The sequence below is a fragment of the Pseudocitrobacter sp. 2023LY-00077 genome (genome assembly GCF_055796175.1).
Genome location: NZ_JBSPEI010000004.1, coordinates 89,800 through 104,441 on the forward strand (window position 1 = coordinate 89,800; position 14,642 = coordinate 104,441).

Consider the following 14,642-nt stretch of genomic DNA (forward strand, 5'->3'; position numbering starts at 1 on the left):
TGCGGATATCGTTCCCATCAAATAAGTCTTATCCCGGCGGTTCTCCCGCAGGGTACATTTTACAGCACGTCCTCCAGTACCCACACGCTGACGCTTCCCCCCTTACAGGTGAAGGTTGCGCTGCCCGCGTCGTCGGTCTCAACAATTTCTTCCCGGTTATTGAGGAAATCCTTCCAGCGTTTGTTGCCGTAATTTTCGCCAAGCGTAATGGCTTTCTCGCCATCGTCGCCGTTAGACATGACCACCACACAACCCGGCGCGTCGTCAGTGCCGCTGCGGCTGAAGGCGATACAGTTGGGATGATCGAACCACAGGGTTTGTACGCCGTGGGCGAAGCGCTGGCGAGCGTCGATTAGTTCATGCAGTTGTTCAATCACCGGCATATCGATGGTGTAAGTGTCGCCGTCGCCACCCGTATCTTCGTAGTGCGCGCCGAAAAGATCGGGATAAAAGACGGAAGGCACGCCGTTTTCCCGCAGCAGGATCAGTGCATACGCTAGCGGTTTGAACCAGGCTTCAACCGGGGCCTCCAGCGCCTGAAGCGGTTGGGTATCGTGATTGGCGACCAGCGTCACCGCGTGGAAGGGATCGGCTTCCACCAGCGTGCCGGTGAAAATCTGGCTCATGTCGTAATCCGCGCCCATGCGTGAGGCTTCATGGAAATGCATTTGCAATGGCGCATCGAACAGCATCGTCTGGCCGTCGACCTGATCGATATACTGTTGCAGTTTGTCCACTTCATGCGACCAGTATTCGGCCACAATAAACAGCGGTTTGGGCGCCACTTCCTGAACGTGCTCAATCCACTCCTTATAGAACCAGGCCGGAATATGTTTTACCGCGTCGAGACGAAAACCGTCGCAGTGGGTTTGATCCATCACCCAGCGCGCCCAGTATTTAATCTCTTCGGTGACCGCGTGATTACGAAAATCGATATTTTCGCCCATCAGGTAATCAAAGTTACCCATCTCGTCATCAACCTGATCGTTCCAGCCTTCGCCGGTATAGTCGTTGACGATTTTAAAAATGCCGTCTTCTGTGGGATCTTCAATATGATCGACCCCGCTGAAGCATTTGTAATCCCAGATAAATTTTGAATATTGCCCGGCGCGAACAGGGAAGGTGTAGCGCGTCCAGGCTTCACATTCGACGATCTCTTCATCGATCTGCGTGCGATCGTCTTCGTTAACCCGCTGCACGCGAATGCGCTCTTTCTCATCCGCCCCCATTTTGTGGTTCACCACCACGTCCAGCAGTACGGCAATGTCGTTTTTTTTCAGCGCATCGATGGCCGCCAGCAGCTGGCCTTTATCACCATATTTGGTGGCAACGGTGCCTTTCTGATCAAACTCGCCTAAATCGAACAGGTCGTAGCTGTCATAGCCCACGGAATAGCCGCCGGAAGCGCCTTTATAGGCGGGTGGCAGCCAGATCATATTGATACCAATTTCATTCAGATTCGGCGCAAGCGCCTCAACTTCGGGCCATAATTCGCCGCCCGTGGGATAATACCAGTGAAAGCACTGCAAAAGGGTGGGGTTGCGCATACCTGTTCTCCGTGAAAGGCGACACAAGTACTATAAGTGGGAAATGCGCACGGCGCGAGATTTGCGCAATCTCACGCCGCGAAGGTTAATGGCTGGTGTCGTTACTGCTTTGCGGCACCAGTACATGTCCCCCTTGTTTGCCATACGCGGTCAGTACCGATTTTTGTATGGAGGACTGCCCAACGAGCGTGGCCAGTTCATCCATCCGCAGCTGTAAGCGGCGTTTCACTTCGGCTTCGTTATCCAGCACGGCACGCAGCAGCGGGCGGAGCTGGTCCTGAATGGCGCCCGACGGCGGATTCTGTTGGGTGAGCTCCGCGACCTGATGCACCGCACGCACGTACTCCATCTCGCTGGCGATTAATTCATCCCACAATCCTTCGGTGGCAAGGTGCAGCATCGTTTTGCTTTTCTCAACCAACTGTTGCCAGGCAATATACAAGTGCGGTGCGTGGTTCATTAGACGGCGTCCTGAATCAAGTTAGGCGTAAGTAACGACTCCTTCCAGGCATCTGCGATATTGCGCAGCAAGCCTTCCACTTCCTCAACGGCGGCGACATCGTTATGCAGATTAGCCTGCAACAGGCGTCGTACCATGTAGCTGTACAGCGAAACGAGATTCAGGGTGAGTTCATCACGGCTGTTCTCATCCAGCCCCACTTTCAGGCCGTTGTCGATAATATTGATGGCCTTCGACAGCGAGAGCCCTTTTCCTTCCAGCTGATTGTCCTGCATAAACAGGCGAGCGCGAACCAGCGCGCTGAGCGCCCCATCAAACAGCATGGTCACCAGTTGCGACTGGCTGGCGCTCATGACTGCGCTCTCTACTCCGATTTGTGCGTAGGCCTGCGTGCCTTTTGCGCCGTACATGTCGTCTCCTGCTAATTATTTAGAGTTGCTGCTGGACGTATCGAACTGCTGCGTCAGATAGCTGCTGGTCGAGTTCAGGGAGTTCATCAGCACGTCCAGTTGGGTGAACTGCGCTTTATAGCGCGCCATCATTGTGTCGATACGATCGCTGGCGGCGTTGTACTGATCCGTCAGATTATTCAGGGTTTTACTGACGCCATCTTTCGCCGCCTGGATAATCCCGGTGGTGGAGAGCCAACTGGTCAGGTTGTTGCCGATGGTGGTGGTGACGCCGGTATTTTTGCCGTCACCGATAAACATATCGCCGACGCCGGAGGCATCTTTTTTCAGCGCCGCCTGCAGTTTGTCGGTCGACAGTTCGAGCTTGCCGGTGCTGGCGTCGGTGGTAATGCCAATCTGCGACAACGTTTTGTAATCGGAACTACTGTGAGTATTACCCAGCAGGGTTTTCAGCTGCGTCTGGATCGTGCGCAGCGTGGAATCGCCGAGCAGTGCGCCGTTGCTGGTGTCCTGGCTCTCTGCGCCCGCATCGACGGCGGTGTATTTGGTCAGGCTGCTGAAGGTGTCCTGCAGTGCGTTATAGGCATCTACCCACGCTTTAATCGCGCTTTCCGCTTTCGACGTGTCTTTGGTGATGGTCAGCGTCTGGTTGCCGGTGGTGACATCATTCAGATTGAGGGTGATATCTTCCAGCGCATCGCTGATGGTGTTGCTGCTGTTTTCAATCGGAACGTTGTTGACCGTCAGTTTGGCGTTCTGCGCGGTGACGCTCTCTTCCATGCCGTTGCTGGACGCTTTCGGGTCGTAGCCCATAAAGCTTTGTAAATCCTTGTCTCCGCTCACACTCAGGGTCATCGCGTTGTCGCTGCCCGTATCGTTCGAGGTCACCGACAGGCGATACTGTCCGTTGCCGACGTTGATAATACTGGCGCTGACGCCTGCTTTTGCATTGTTGATGGCGTCGCGAATACCGGTCAGCGAGGAGTTGGCCGCGCTGATATCAATGGTCACCGGATCTTTTCCGCCGCCCTGCTGGATAGTCAGCACGCTGTCGCTGCTGGCAATGGCGGTTTTGGTGTCGGTCTGGCTGTTTTTAGTGGTCAGCGTTTGCGCCTGCGCCAGCTGAGTAATGCTGATGGTGTATTTCCCGGCAATCGCGCTCCCGGTGGTGGTGGCGCTGAACGCGGTGCTGCTGCTGGTGGTGGAGGTGGCGGTAAACAGGTCGGCTTTATTCAGCGCAGAGTTGGCGGTCTTGAAGGTTTCCAGCGCACTTTTTAATGTGCCGTAGGCGCTTAGCTTCGCGGTATATGAACTCTGCTGCGTTGAAATCGGCGTCAGCGTCGATTTTTGCGCCGCTTCAAGACTGTCCAGAATGCCGCTCAGATCCAAACCCGACCCGACGCCCAGCGTTGAAATACTTGCCATTATGAATTCCTTAATCGTGTGACACGTAGAACGAATACCGGGGTTATCGGCGGGATTGGCACAAAGTTTACGATTAATTTTGCTTATTTAATGGCGAGAATAGGACGGTGAGAGGAGAGTATTTCGGCGGCTAGAAAATAATTCTAAAGGTTGTGAGTGACCAGACGATAACAGGTTTGACGGCGACGAAGCCGAAGGGTGGAAGCCCAATACCTAAACCGTAGACTTGAAAACAGGAAAAGAAATCATGGCACAAGTCATTAACACCAACAGCCTCTCGCTGATCACTCAGAACAACATCAACAAAAACCAGTCTGCTCTGTCGACGTCTATCGAGCGTCTGTCTTCCGGTCTGCGTATCAACAGCGCAAAGGATGATGCAGCGGGCCAGGCCATTGCTAACCGTTTCACTTCTAACATTAAAGGCCTGACTCAGGCTGCACGTAACGCCAACGATGGTATTTCTCTGGCGCAGACCACTGAAGGCGCGCTGTCTGAGATCAACAACAACTTGCAGCGTGTGCGTGAGTTGACTGTACAGGCGACGACGGGGACTAACTCTGATTCCGATCTTGCTTCTATTCAGGATGAGATTAAATCACGTTTGGACGAAATTGACCGCGTATCCAGCCAGACTCAGTTCAACGGTGTTAACGTCTTGGCGAAAGACGGCAAAATGTCTATTCAGGTTGGTGCGAATGATGGTCAGACGATTACGATTGACCTGCAACAGATTGATTCAAAAACCTTAGGCCTGGACGGATTTAACGTTAAAAATAACGCAACAGTTACAGCTGGAAATTCAATTACATCCTTTGGCGGCACTAGTGTTCCTGCAACCGTTAATATTGACAACTCCGACTTTGCAACAATCGCATCTTCAATTAAATCTGATGCGGTGGTTAATAAGATCGTCAAAGGTGATGATGACAAATATTATGCTGATGTCTCTTCCGCTTCAGATGGCACCGTTAATGGTCGCTACGCTGTCACGATTCAGGATGATAGTTCTGCTGCTAATCCGGGCAAAGTGACCATTACTGGAACAACTCCGGAAACAACAGTCCAATTCAATGATACAACAGCTATTACCTCCGTTACCAACACTGCAACTGGTGGTGGTACTGGGGTCAACATTTCTGCTGCAACCAAAACTGCATTGGGTAATGATGTATCGCTGGTCAAAATGTCCGACGCTGATGGTAAAGATACTGGCGTTTATGCATTAAAAGCGAATGATGGCAAACTTTACGCCGCGACAGTAGATGAGGCGACGGGTGATGTTGCTTACCAGACCATTAGCTACAAAGACTCTACCGGTGCGGCTAAGAGCGACGTCGCTGTACAATTGGGGGGCGAGGATGGTCTCACCAGTGTTGTGACTGATGCAACATCGGGTAAAACATACAAATCAGCCGATCTGAGTGGACAGGATTTATCTGATGCCAATACAGATATCACTGCTGTGGGTAAAACATCCAGTCCGTTGAAAGCACTGGATGCGGCAATCGCATCTGTTGATAAGTTCCGCTCTTCTCTCGGTGCCGTTCAGAACCGTCTGGACTCTGCTATTACAAACCTGAACAACACCACCACCAACTTGTCTGAAGCGCAGTCCCGTATTCAAGACGCCGACTATGCGACCGAAGTGTCCAACATGTCGAAAGCGCAGATCATTCAGCAGGCCGGTAACTCCGTGTTGGCGAAAGCCAACCAGGTACCACAGCAGGTTCTGTCTCTGCTGCAGGGCTAATCGCCTGATACCTCGCAAACCCCGCTCCGGCGGGGTTTTTCACGTTTCCACTTCCCCGACTGCGCAAATAACCCCTCATTTCACCCACTATTCTCTCAATTAAAAATTATGCAGAAACGGATAATTATGCCGATAACTTAATTAATGCAGGGCTGTTTATCGTGAATTCACTCTATACCGCTGATGGTGTAATGGATAAACACTCGCTATGGCAACGTTACGTACCTCTGGTGCGCCATGAGGCACTGCGCCTTCAGGTGCGATTGCCGGCGAGTGTGGAACTTGACGATTTGCTCCAGGCGGGCGGCATAGGGTTATTGAATGCCGTTGAACGCTACGACGCTCTGCAGGGCACGGCATTTACCACTTACGCAGTGCAACGCATCCGTGGGGCGATGCTGGACGAACTACGCAGCCGAGACTGGGCACCGCGTAGCGTTCGGCGTAACGCGCGTGAAGTTGCGCAGGCGATGGGGCAACTGGAACAGGAACTGGGCCGTAACGCGACCGAAACAGAAGTTGCGCATCGGTTGGGTATTCCCGTTGAAGAGTACCGTCAGATGCTGCTCGATACCAATAATAGCCAGTTGTTCTCCTACGATGAGTGGCGGGAAGAGCATGGCGATAGCGTCGAGATGGTGACGGAGGCAAATCAGCAGGAAAACCCGCTACACCAATTGCTGGAGGGGAATCTCCGCCAGCGCGTGATGGAGGCCATCGAAGCCCTTCCTGAGCGGGAAAAATTGGTGCTGACGCTCTATTATCAGGAAGAGCTAAATCTGAAAGAGATTGGCGCGGTACTGGAAGTAGGGGAGTCGCGAGTCAGTCAGTTGCATAGCCAGGCAATCAAACGCCTGCGCACTAAGCTGGGTAAGCTGGAGTAATGCCGCATAAGAAATGACTACGTGGAGTTTTCATCACTATGCAGCAATTAAAAAGACGGCCACTAAGCCGCTACCTTAAAGACTTTAAACACAGCCAAACACATTGTACTCACTGCCATAAAGCGCTCGATCGGGTGACGCTCGTTCGCCTTGGCGAAATCGTTAACAAACTCGCCATCGCCCGTCTGGATATGCTGGTGGACGAGGAAACATGGTTGCAGCAGCGTGGCGAGTGGGCCGCGCTATGCCGTTTCTGCGGCGACCTGCACTGCAAAGAGCAGAGTGATTTCTTCGATATCATCGGCTTTAAGCAGTTTCTCTTTGAACAGACCGAAATGAGCCCCGGCACGGTGCGCGAGTATGTCGTGCGCTTACGGCGTCTGGGCGAGCATCTGGTTAAAAATAATATTCCCCGAAACCTGCTGCAGAATGGCGCGCCGGATGAGATATTAATTCCCTGGCTGCCGGTGACCAGCACCAATAATTATCGTATTGCGCTACGAAAATATACGCAATTTGTTAATCGGGCTGGCATGGCGCCGGGTCAGAACCTCGCGTATCCCGCGACCTCTGATATATATTAAAACGGAATAGCTTATAACTGTCTGGTGTTTGTCTGTTTTCACAAACGGCCTACACTACAAAAAAAGCAATCTTTTCGGGGGTATAATGAAATTAGCACTTTTCGGTCGTCAGGCACTGATGGGCGTGATGGCAGTGGCTCTGATGGCAGGCGTCAGCGCGAACACGTTTGCAGCGGAAAATCTGCTTAACCAGGTGAAAGAGCGCGGCACGCTGCGCGTTGGTCTGGAAGGCACCTATCCGCCGTTCAGCTTCCAGGGCGACGATGGCAAACTGACGGGTTTTGAAGTCGATTTTGCCAACGACCTGGCGAAACATTTGGGCGTAAAAGCGGACCTCAAACCGACCAAATGGGACGGGATGCTGGCGTCGCTGGATTCTAAACGCATTGATGTGGCGATTAACCAGGTGACCATTTCACCTGAACGTCAGAAAAAATATGATTTCTCTACTCCGTATACCATCTCCGGTATTCAGGCGCTGGTGAAAAAAGGCAATGAAGGTTCCATTAAAACCCCGGCTGACCTGAAAGGTAAAAAAGTCGGCGTGGGTCTGGGTACCAACTACGAAGAGTGGCTGCGTCAGAATGTGCAGGGCGTTGATGTTCGCACCTATGATGATGACCCGACGAAATTCCAGGATCTGCGCGTAGGCCGTGTTGACGCCATTCTGGTTGATCGCCTGGCGGCGCTGGATATGGTGAAGAAAACCAATGACACGCTGGCCGTAACCGGTGAAGCGTTCTCTCACCAGGAATCTGGCGTGGCGCTGCGCAAAGGCAATGAAGACCTGCTGAAAGCGATTGATGGCGCGATCGATGCCATGCAGAAAGACGGCACCATGAAGGCGCTGTCCGAAAAATGGTTCGGCGCTGACGTGACGAAATAATCGAAGTTGCTTAAAAAAGGCGCTAACAGAGCGCCTTTTTTTATTTCCGCGGCAACTGGGTGCATAATCAAGAGAATTTAGTCAGGAGGTTTCATGTCTCTGCAAAACTTAACGCGCTTCCCGCGCCTCGAATTTATTGGCGCGCCGACGCCGCTGGAATATCTGCCGCGTTTTTCCGATTACGTAGGACGCGACATTTTTATCAAACGCGATGACGTCACGCCGCTGGCGATGGGCGGTAATAAACTGCGTAAGCTGGAATTTCTGGCGGCGGATGCGCTGCGTGAAGGCGCGGATACGCTGATTACCGCCGGGGCCATTCAGTCGAACCACGTGCGCCAGACGGCGGCCGTAGCGGCGAAACTCGGCCTGCACTGTGTGGCGCTGCTGGAAAACCCGATTGGCACCACGGCGGAAAACTATCTTACCAACGGTAACCGCCTGCTGCTGGATCTGTTCAATACCCAGGTGGAAATGTGCGACGCGCTGACCGATCCGAACGCGCAGCTGGCTGAACTGGCGACGCGCATCGAAGCGCAGGGTTTTCGTCCCTACGTCATTCCGGTAGGCGGCTCTAACGCGCTGGGTGCGCTGGGCTATGTAGAAAGCGCGCTGGAGATCGCTCAGCAGTGTGAAGGTGCGGTGGCGATTTCTTCCGTGGTGGTGGCGTCAGGTAGCGCAGGCACCCACGCCGGGCTGGCGGTGGGCCTTGAGCAGGTGATGCCGGATGCGGAACTGATTGGTGTAACCGTTTCGCGCAGCGTCGCGGACCAAAAACCGAAAGTGGTGACCCTGCAACAGGCCGTGGCCGAAAGCCTTGAAGTGAGCGCCAGTGCCGATATTCTGCTGTGGGATGACTATTTTGCCCCGGCTTATGGCATGCCGAATGAAGCCGGCATGGAAGCGGTGAAACTGCTTTCTCGCCTCGAAGGTATTCTGCTGGACCCGGTTTATACCGGTAAAGCGATGGCCGGGCTTATCGACGGTATTACACAGAAACGCTTTAAGGATGAAGGGCCGATTCTGTTTGTTCATACGGGCGGCGCGCCTGCGCTCTTCGCCTATCATCCGCATATCTAACGTAGAAAAAGACTTATGCAAGAGAGTATACAACTGGTTGTTGATTCGCTGCCCTATCTGCTCAAAGGCGCGGTGTTCACGCTGCAATTGAGTATTGGCGGCATGTTTTTTGGTTTGGTGCTGGGGTTCCTGCTGGCGCTGATGCGCATGTCGCAAGTCTGGCCGGTGCGCTGGCTGGCGCGATTCTACATCTCCATTTTTCGTGGAACGCCGCTTATCGCGCAGCTGTTTATGATTTACTACGGCCTGCCGCAGTTTGGTATCGAATTAGATCCTATCCCGTCGGCGATGATTGGTCTGTCGCTGAACACGGCGGCGTATACGTCTGAAACGCTGCGCGCGGCGATCTCTTCAATCGATAAAGGCCAGTGGGAAGCTGCCGCCAGTATCGGGATGACGCCGTGGCAAACGCTGCGTCGGGCGATTCTGCCGCAGGCTGCGCGCGTTGCGCTGCCGCCGCTGTCGAACAGTTTTATTAGCCTGGTAAAAGATACGTCTCTTGCGGCAACGATTCAGGTGCCGGAGCTGTTCCGTCAGGCACAGCTGATCACGTCGCGTACGCTGGAAGTGTTCACCATGTATCTCGCGGCATCGTTGATCTACTGGGTGATGGCGACGGTACTCTCCTCGCTGCAAAACTACTTTGAAAATCAGCTTAACCGCCAGGAGCGTGATCCAAAATGAGTGCCATCGACGTAAAAAACCTGGTGAAAAAGTTCCATGGCCAGACGGTGCTTCATGGCATCGATTTGCAGGTGAACGAAGGGGAAGTGGTGGCGATTATCGGGCCGAGCGGCTCGGGGAAAACCACGCTTCTGCGCAGCATTAATTTGCTGGAGCAGCCGGAGGGCGGCACCATTCGGGTGGGTGATATTACCATCGACACGGCAAAATCCATCAGCCAGCAGAAGAGGTTAATTCGCCGTCTGCGTCAGCATGTGGGATTTGTCTTCCAGAGCTTCAATTTGTTTCCCCATCGGACGGTACTGGAAAATATCATTGAAGGCCCGGTGATTGTTAAAGGTGAAAATAAGGCTGAAGCCAGCGCGCGCGCGCGTGAATTGCTGGCGAAAGTGGGACTGACCGGGAAAGAGGGGAGCTATCCGCGCCGCTTGTCCGGCGGTCAGCAGCAGCGTGTGGCTATCGCCCGTGCGTTGGCAATGCGCCCGGATGTGATTCTGTTTGATGAGCCGACGTCTGCGCTGGATCCCGAACTGGTCGGCGAGGTGCTGAACACCATTCGCCAGTTGGCTCAGGAGAAACGCACCATGGTTATTGTGACGCACGAGATGAGTTTTGCTCGCGATGTCGCCGACCGCGCCATTTTTATGGATCAGGGACGCATTGTGGAGCAGGGCGAGGCGAAAGCGCTGTTTGCTAATCCACAGCAGGCGCGTACCCGTCAGTTCCTCGAAAAATTCCTCATGCAATAAGCCGTAATCAATTACCGTCCTTAACCTAAATCAGGACGGTAATTGTCCTGCCCTCCCGCAGACTTGCCTGACATATCTCAGCCCCGCAGTCGAAAATTAAGTTAATTTTGCGAGAATGTAATATTTTATACATATAAGCACTGTTTATGTGTTAGTTTTCTGTACTGATAAAAATAATTCTCAATAAGAGGCTTTCTCGTTCGTTATGAGGGACAGTGACTTTTTCAGTTGGCGGCGGGAGATGCTGCACCGTTTTCAATCCGCATCGACCAGCGATCAAATTTATACGCTTCTGCAGCAGCAAACCGAACTCCTTGAATATGACTTCTTCTCGCTGTGCGTGCGCCATCCGGTGCCATTCACGCGACCTAAAATTTCACTTTATACCACTTATCCTGACGCCTGGATGTCGCATTACAAAGCGGCGAATTATCTGGCAGTCGATCCGGTACTGAAGCAAGGTAATTTCCGTCTTGGACATTTACGCTGGGATGATGCGTTATTCTGTGAAGCCCAGGAGCTGTGGGATGCCGCACGGGACCATGGTCTACGCACCGGCGCGACACAATGCCTGATGCTTCCTAATCATGCTCATAGTTTCTTTTCGGTATCACGAACTCACGCCACAGAAGCGGGTCCGCATAGCGATGAAATAGAACTTCGGCTGCAAATGTTATTAGAGATGAGTTCCCTTGCGCTATTACGCGTAGAAGATGAAATGGTCATGCCGAGGGAGATGAAGTTCAGTAAACGTGAACTGGAAATACTACAATGGACGGCAGAAGGTAAAACATCGGCGGAGATTTCGATGATTCTGTCAATTTCCGAGAATACGGTGAACTTCCACCAAAAGAATATGCAGAAGAAATTTGATGCGCCCAATAAAACGCAGATTGCCTGTTATGCGGTGGCGATTGGTCTTATCTGACTCTGCTTAAGGTTCTGCGTGTCAGACTGGAAACCGGCTGTAGGCATTGCTTACAGCCGGTTTTTTATTACTGGCGGTAAGCTTGTTTAATTTGCTTAACGGTGCTGGAAAATACAGCAGACTGGGCTTCATCTTCCAGCAGTGCAATTTGCTTTTCCATTTTGAGAATCACGCGGCCTGCATCTGCCTGACCCATGGCCTGTAGCATCAGAGTCAGCATGGCTTTCAGACAGGATACCTCCTGGGCCAGGTGTTGGTTATTCTCCGCGGTGGAAAAATCAGGTGTGCTCATTTATTGCCTCGTATGAATTCTGCGCTGGTGCGCGATACTGGATAGTGAAGGGCGCGAAGTATACCACAAGCCAGTAGAAAAAATGGAGTGCTTGTTTTTTACCCGCTACTTTCACCTTTCCTGATAATTAAAAATGACCAGAACAGTGATTATGCACACAAAATGTTTAAATCTGGTTCTCTCATCGTTAATTATTGTTACATATTATATTGCGTATTTCTCATCTGCGAAAAATTGTCCATATACGGACAAATTGCGCAGGAAGTTGTAAAAAGAGCGCTTTGCATCTCACTGTTTTTAAGAGCTTTCCAGCAGATGTACATTCTAATTTCCAAAAACGAGATCAAAATCGACGCTGTGACACTTTTAGACTTTCAAAATTGATATAAAACCCGGTACTATGGGGGTGAATTAAGAGGCAGTAGCGTTATCCCTATTCTGGAGATTATTCCTTTGATCAACGTCCTTCTTGTTGATGACCACGAACTGGTGCGCGCAGGGATACGACGCATTCTCGAAGATATAAAGGGTATTAGGGTCACCGGTGAAGTTAACTGCGGCGAAGATGCTGTTAAGTGGTGCCGCGCTAATCCCGTTGATGTTGTACTAATGGATATGAACATGCCGGGCATCGGCGGCCTTGAGGCCACGCGTAAGATTGCGCGCTCTGCGGTTGATACAAAAGTGATTATGTTAACCGTTCATACCGAAAATCCGCTCCCCGCCAGGGTTATGCAGGCAGGGGCGGCTGGCTATTTAACCAAAGGGGCAGCACCGCAAGAAGTGGTGAATGCCATCCGCTCTGTATTCTCTGGCCAGCGCTATATCGCATCTGATATTGCGCAACAGATGGCCCTGAGTCAGATTGAGCCGGAAAAAACAGAATCGCCATTCGCCAGTTTGTCTGAACGCGAATTGCAGATTATGCTGATGATCACCAAAGGCCAAAAAGTAAATGAGATCTCAGAGCAGTTGAATCTGAGTCCCAAAACGGTGAATAGTTATCGCTATCGCATGTTCAGTAAACTGAACATTCATGGCGATGTCGAGCTGACTCACCTGGCAATTCGCCATGGTCTGTGTAATGCGGAGTCGTTAGCAAGTCAGTGAGTGAAGTTTTTGATTCGAAAGCCTTCCTGAAAACGGTCACCAGCCAGCCCGGCGTCTATCGCATGTACGATGTCGGCGGCACCGTTATTTACGTCGGTAAAGCCAAAGATCTTAAAAAACGCCTCTCCAGCTATTTTCGTCGCCAGGTCTCTTCCCGTAAAACGGAAGCGCTGGTGGCGCAAATTGCGCAGATCGACGTGACCGTGACGCACACGGAAACCGAAGCGCTGCTGCTGGAACACAACTACATCAAACTCTATCAGCCGCGTTACAACGTGCTGCTGCGTGATGATAAATCCTATCCCTTTATTTTCCTGAGCGGTGATACTCACCCACGGCTGGCGATGCACCGTGGCGCGAAGCATGCGAAAGGGGAATATTTTGGCCCGTTCCCTAACGGTTACGCTGTGCGGGAAACGCTGGCGCTGTTGCAAAAAATCTTCCCGATCCGTCAGTGTGAAAACAGCGTCTACCGCAACCGCTCGCGTCCCTGTCTGCAATACCAGATTGGCCGCTGCCTTGGGCCCTGTGTGGCCGGGCTGGTAAGCGAAGAGGAGTACGCGCAGCAGGTTGACTATGTGCGTCTGTTCCTCGCCGGGAAAGACGATCAGGTGTTGACGATGCTTATCGCGCGGATGGAAAAAGCCAGCCAGGCGCTGGAGTTTGAAGAGGCAGCGCGCATTCGCGACCAGATTCAGGCCGTGCGACGCGTGACCGAGAAACAGTTTGTCTCGAATAACGGCGATGACCTCGACGTTATCGGCGTCTCGTTTGAGGCAGGAATGGCCTGCGTCTATGTGCTCTTTATCCGTCAAGGTAAAGTGCTGGGCAGTCGCAGCTACTTCCCGAAAGTGCCTGGCGGTACGGAGCTGGACGAAGTGGTGGAAACCTTCGTCGGTCAGTTCTACTTCCAGGGCAGCCAGATGCGTACTCTGCCGGGGGAAATCCTGCTCGACTTTGCGCTCAGTGATAAAACACTGCTGGCCGATTCCTTATCTGAGCTGGCCGGGCGACGCATTCACGTTGAAACCAAACCGCGCGGCGACCGCGCACGATACCTGAAACTTGCTCGTACCAACGCGGCGACGGCGCTCACGACTAAACTTTCGCAACAGTCCACAGTGCATCAGCGCCTGAAAGCGCTGGCGACACAGCTGGAGCTGCCCGAGATCAAGCGTATGGAATGTTTTGATATCAGCCATACGATGGGGGAACAGACCGTGGCCTCCTGCGTGGTGTTTGATGAGAACGGGCCGCTGCGCGCCGAGTATCGTCGCTACAACATCACTGGCATCACGCCGGGCGATGACTATGCTGCGATGAACCAGGTGCTGCGACGTCGCTATGGCAAAGCTATAGAAGAGAGTAAGATCCCGGATGTCATTTTGATCGACGGCGGGAAAGGGCAACTGGGCCAGGCAAAAGCCGTTTTTGCCGAACTTGATGTCACGTGGGATAAAAACCATCCCTTACTGCTCGGCGTGGCGAAAGGCAGCGACCGTAAAGCAGGGCTTGAAACGCTGTTCTTCGAACCAGAAGGTGAGGGCTTCAGCTTACCGCCAGATTCACCTGCGCTGCACGTTATCCAGCATATTCGTGACGAATCACACGATCATGCGATTTCCGGGCACCGTAAAAAACGCGCTAAAGTAAAGAGCACCAGTACGCTGGAGACTATCGAAGGCGTCGGGCCGAAGCGTCGCCAGATGCTGCTCAAGTACATGGGCGGCCTACAGGGCTTGCAGAATGCCAGCGTAGAAGAGATAGCAAAAGTTCCGGGTATCTCACACGGCCTGGCAGAAAAGATCTTCTACTCGTTGAAACATTAGGGGCTCTGTAGCAACATAGGG

Annotated in this window: 15 protein-coding genes; 10 read left to right on the plus strand and 5 right to left on the minus strand. The window is 52.5% G+C overall.

The window, feature by feature from the left end:
* Positions 1-59: 59 nt before the first annotated feature.
* The 4 genes from amyA to fliD all read right to left on the minus strand — a co-directional run bounded on the left by amyA (position 60) and on the right by fliD (position 3,842).
* On the minus strand, positions 60-1,547 hold the full coding sequence (gene amyA / locus ACWWFX_RS06755) for an alpha-amylase (protein WP_327621868.1): 1,488 nt from the start codon (positions 1,545-1,547) through the stop codon (positions 60-62).
* An 85-nt stretch (positions 1,548-1,632) separates the two neighbouring features.
* Positions 1,633-2,007 (minus strand): flagella biosynthesis regulatory protein FliT, encoded by a 375-nt coding sequence (gene fliT / locus ACWWFX_RS06760; protein ID WP_276220370.1) that lies wholly within the window; start codon positions 2,005-2,007, stop codon positions 1,633-1,635.
* Positions 2,007-2,417 carry a flagellar export chaperone FliS gene (gene fliS, locus ACWWFX_RS06765; RefSeq protein WP_456145865.1) on the minus strand — a complete coding sequence of 137 codons (411 nt, stop codon included), beginning with the start codon at positions 2,415-2,417 and terminating at the stop codon, positions 2,007-2,009. The genes fliT and fliS overlap by 1 nt, the downstream gene beginning before the upstream one ends.
* Positions 2,418-2,432: 15 nt before the next feature.
* Positions 2,433-3,842 (minus strand): flagellar filament capping protein FliD, encoded by a 1,410-nt coding sequence (fliD, locus tag ACWWFX_RS06770; protein WP_473223464.1) that lies wholly within the window; start codon positions 3,840-3,842, stop codon positions 2,433-2,435.
* Between the two features lie 247 nt (positions 3,843-4,089).
* Between fliD and ACWWFX_RS06775 the strand changes: the two genes are divergently transcribed.
* The 8 genes from ACWWFX_RS06775 to sdiA all read left to right on the plus strand — a co-directional run bounded on the left by ACWWFX_RS06775 (position 4,090) and on the right by sdiA (position 11,390).
* Positions 4,090-5,595, plus strand: coding sequence for a flagellin N-terminal helical domain-containing protein (locus tag ACWWFX_RS06775; RefSeq protein WP_473223465.1), 1,506 nt, complete (start codon positions 4,090-4,092; stop codon positions 5,593-5,595).
* Positions 5,596-5,756: 161 nt separating this feature from the next.
* Positions 5,757-6,479, plus strand: a complete 723-nt coding sequence (locus ACWWFX_RS06780) for an RNA polymerase sigma factor FliA (RefSeq protein ID WP_231826961.1) — start codon at positions 5,757-5,759, stop codon at positions 6,477-6,479.
* Positions 6,480-6,511: 32 nt separating this feature from the next.
* Positions 6,512-7,063 (plus strand): flagella biosynthesis regulatory protein FliZ, encoded by a 552-nt coding sequence (gene fliZ / locus ACWWFX_RS06785; protein WP_276220529.1) that lies wholly within the window; start codon positions 6,512-6,514, stop codon positions 7,061-7,063.
* An 85-nt stretch (positions 7,064-7,148) separates the two neighbouring features.
* Positions 7,149-7,949, plus strand: coding sequence for a cystine ABC transporter substrate-binding protein (gene tcyJ, locus ACWWFX_RS06790; RefSeq protein ID WP_015963961.1), 801 nt, complete (start codon positions 7,149-7,151; stop codon positions 7,947-7,949).
* Between the two features lie 93 nt (positions 7,950-8,042).
* Positions 8,043-9,029: a D-cysteine desulfhydrase gene (gene dcyD, locus ACWWFX_RS06795; RefSeq protein WP_253899020.1), complete on the plus strand. Its 987-nt coding sequence runs from the start codon at positions 8,043-8,045 to the stop codon at positions 9,027-9,029.
* A gap of 15 nt (positions 9,030-9,044) precedes the next feature.
* Positions 9,045-9,713, plus strand: a complete 669-nt coding sequence (gene tcyL, locus ACWWFX_RS06800) for a cystine ABC transporter permease (RefSeq protein ID WP_108475248.1) — start codon at positions 9,045-9,047, stop codon at positions 9,711-9,713.
* Positions 9,710-10,462 carry an L-cystine ABC transporter ATP-binding protein TcyN gene (gene tcyN, locus ACWWFX_RS06805; protein ID WP_473223466.1) on the plus strand — a complete coding sequence of 251 codons (753 nt, stop codon included), beginning with the start codon at positions 9,710-9,712 and terminating at the stop codon, positions 10,460-10,462. Before tcyL ends, tcyN begins: the two co-directional genes overlap by 4 nt.
* 205 nt (positions 10,463-10,667) lie before the next feature.
* The gene (gene sdiA / locus ACWWFX_RS06810; RefSeq protein ID WP_276220366.1) at positions 10,668-11,390 is read left to right on the plus strand and encodes a transcriptional regulator SdiA; all 723 of its coding nucleotides are present in this window, start codon (positions 10,668-10,670) and stop codon (positions 11,388-11,390) included.
* Between the two features lie 67 nt (positions 11,391-11,457).
* Here the strand turns inward: sdiA and ACWWFX_RS06815 are convergent, their stop codons facing one another.
* Positions 11,458-11,682: a DUF2594 family protein gene (locus tag ACWWFX_RS06815; protein ID WP_015963966.1), complete on the minus strand. Its 225-nt coding sequence runs from the start codon at positions 11,680-11,682 to the stop codon at positions 11,458-11,460.
* Positions 11,683-12,135: 453 nt separating this feature from the next.
* On the opposite strand from ACWWFX_RS06815, the gene uvrY reads away from it, so the two are divergent.
* Entirely contained in the window at positions 12,136-12,792 is a 657-nt protein-coding gene (uvrY, locus tag ACWWFX_RS06820; protein ID WP_015963967.1) for a UvrY/SirA/GacA family response regulator transcription factor, read from the plus strand.
* Positions 12,789-14,621, plus strand: coding sequence for an excinuclease ABC subunit UvrC (uvrC, locus tag ACWWFX_RS06825; RefSeq protein ID WP_276220365.1), 1,833 nt, complete (start codon positions 12,789-12,791; stop codon positions 14,619-14,621). The genes uvrY and uvrC overlap by 4 nt, the downstream gene beginning before the upstream one ends.
* Positions 14,622-14,642 lie beyond the last annotated feature (21 nt).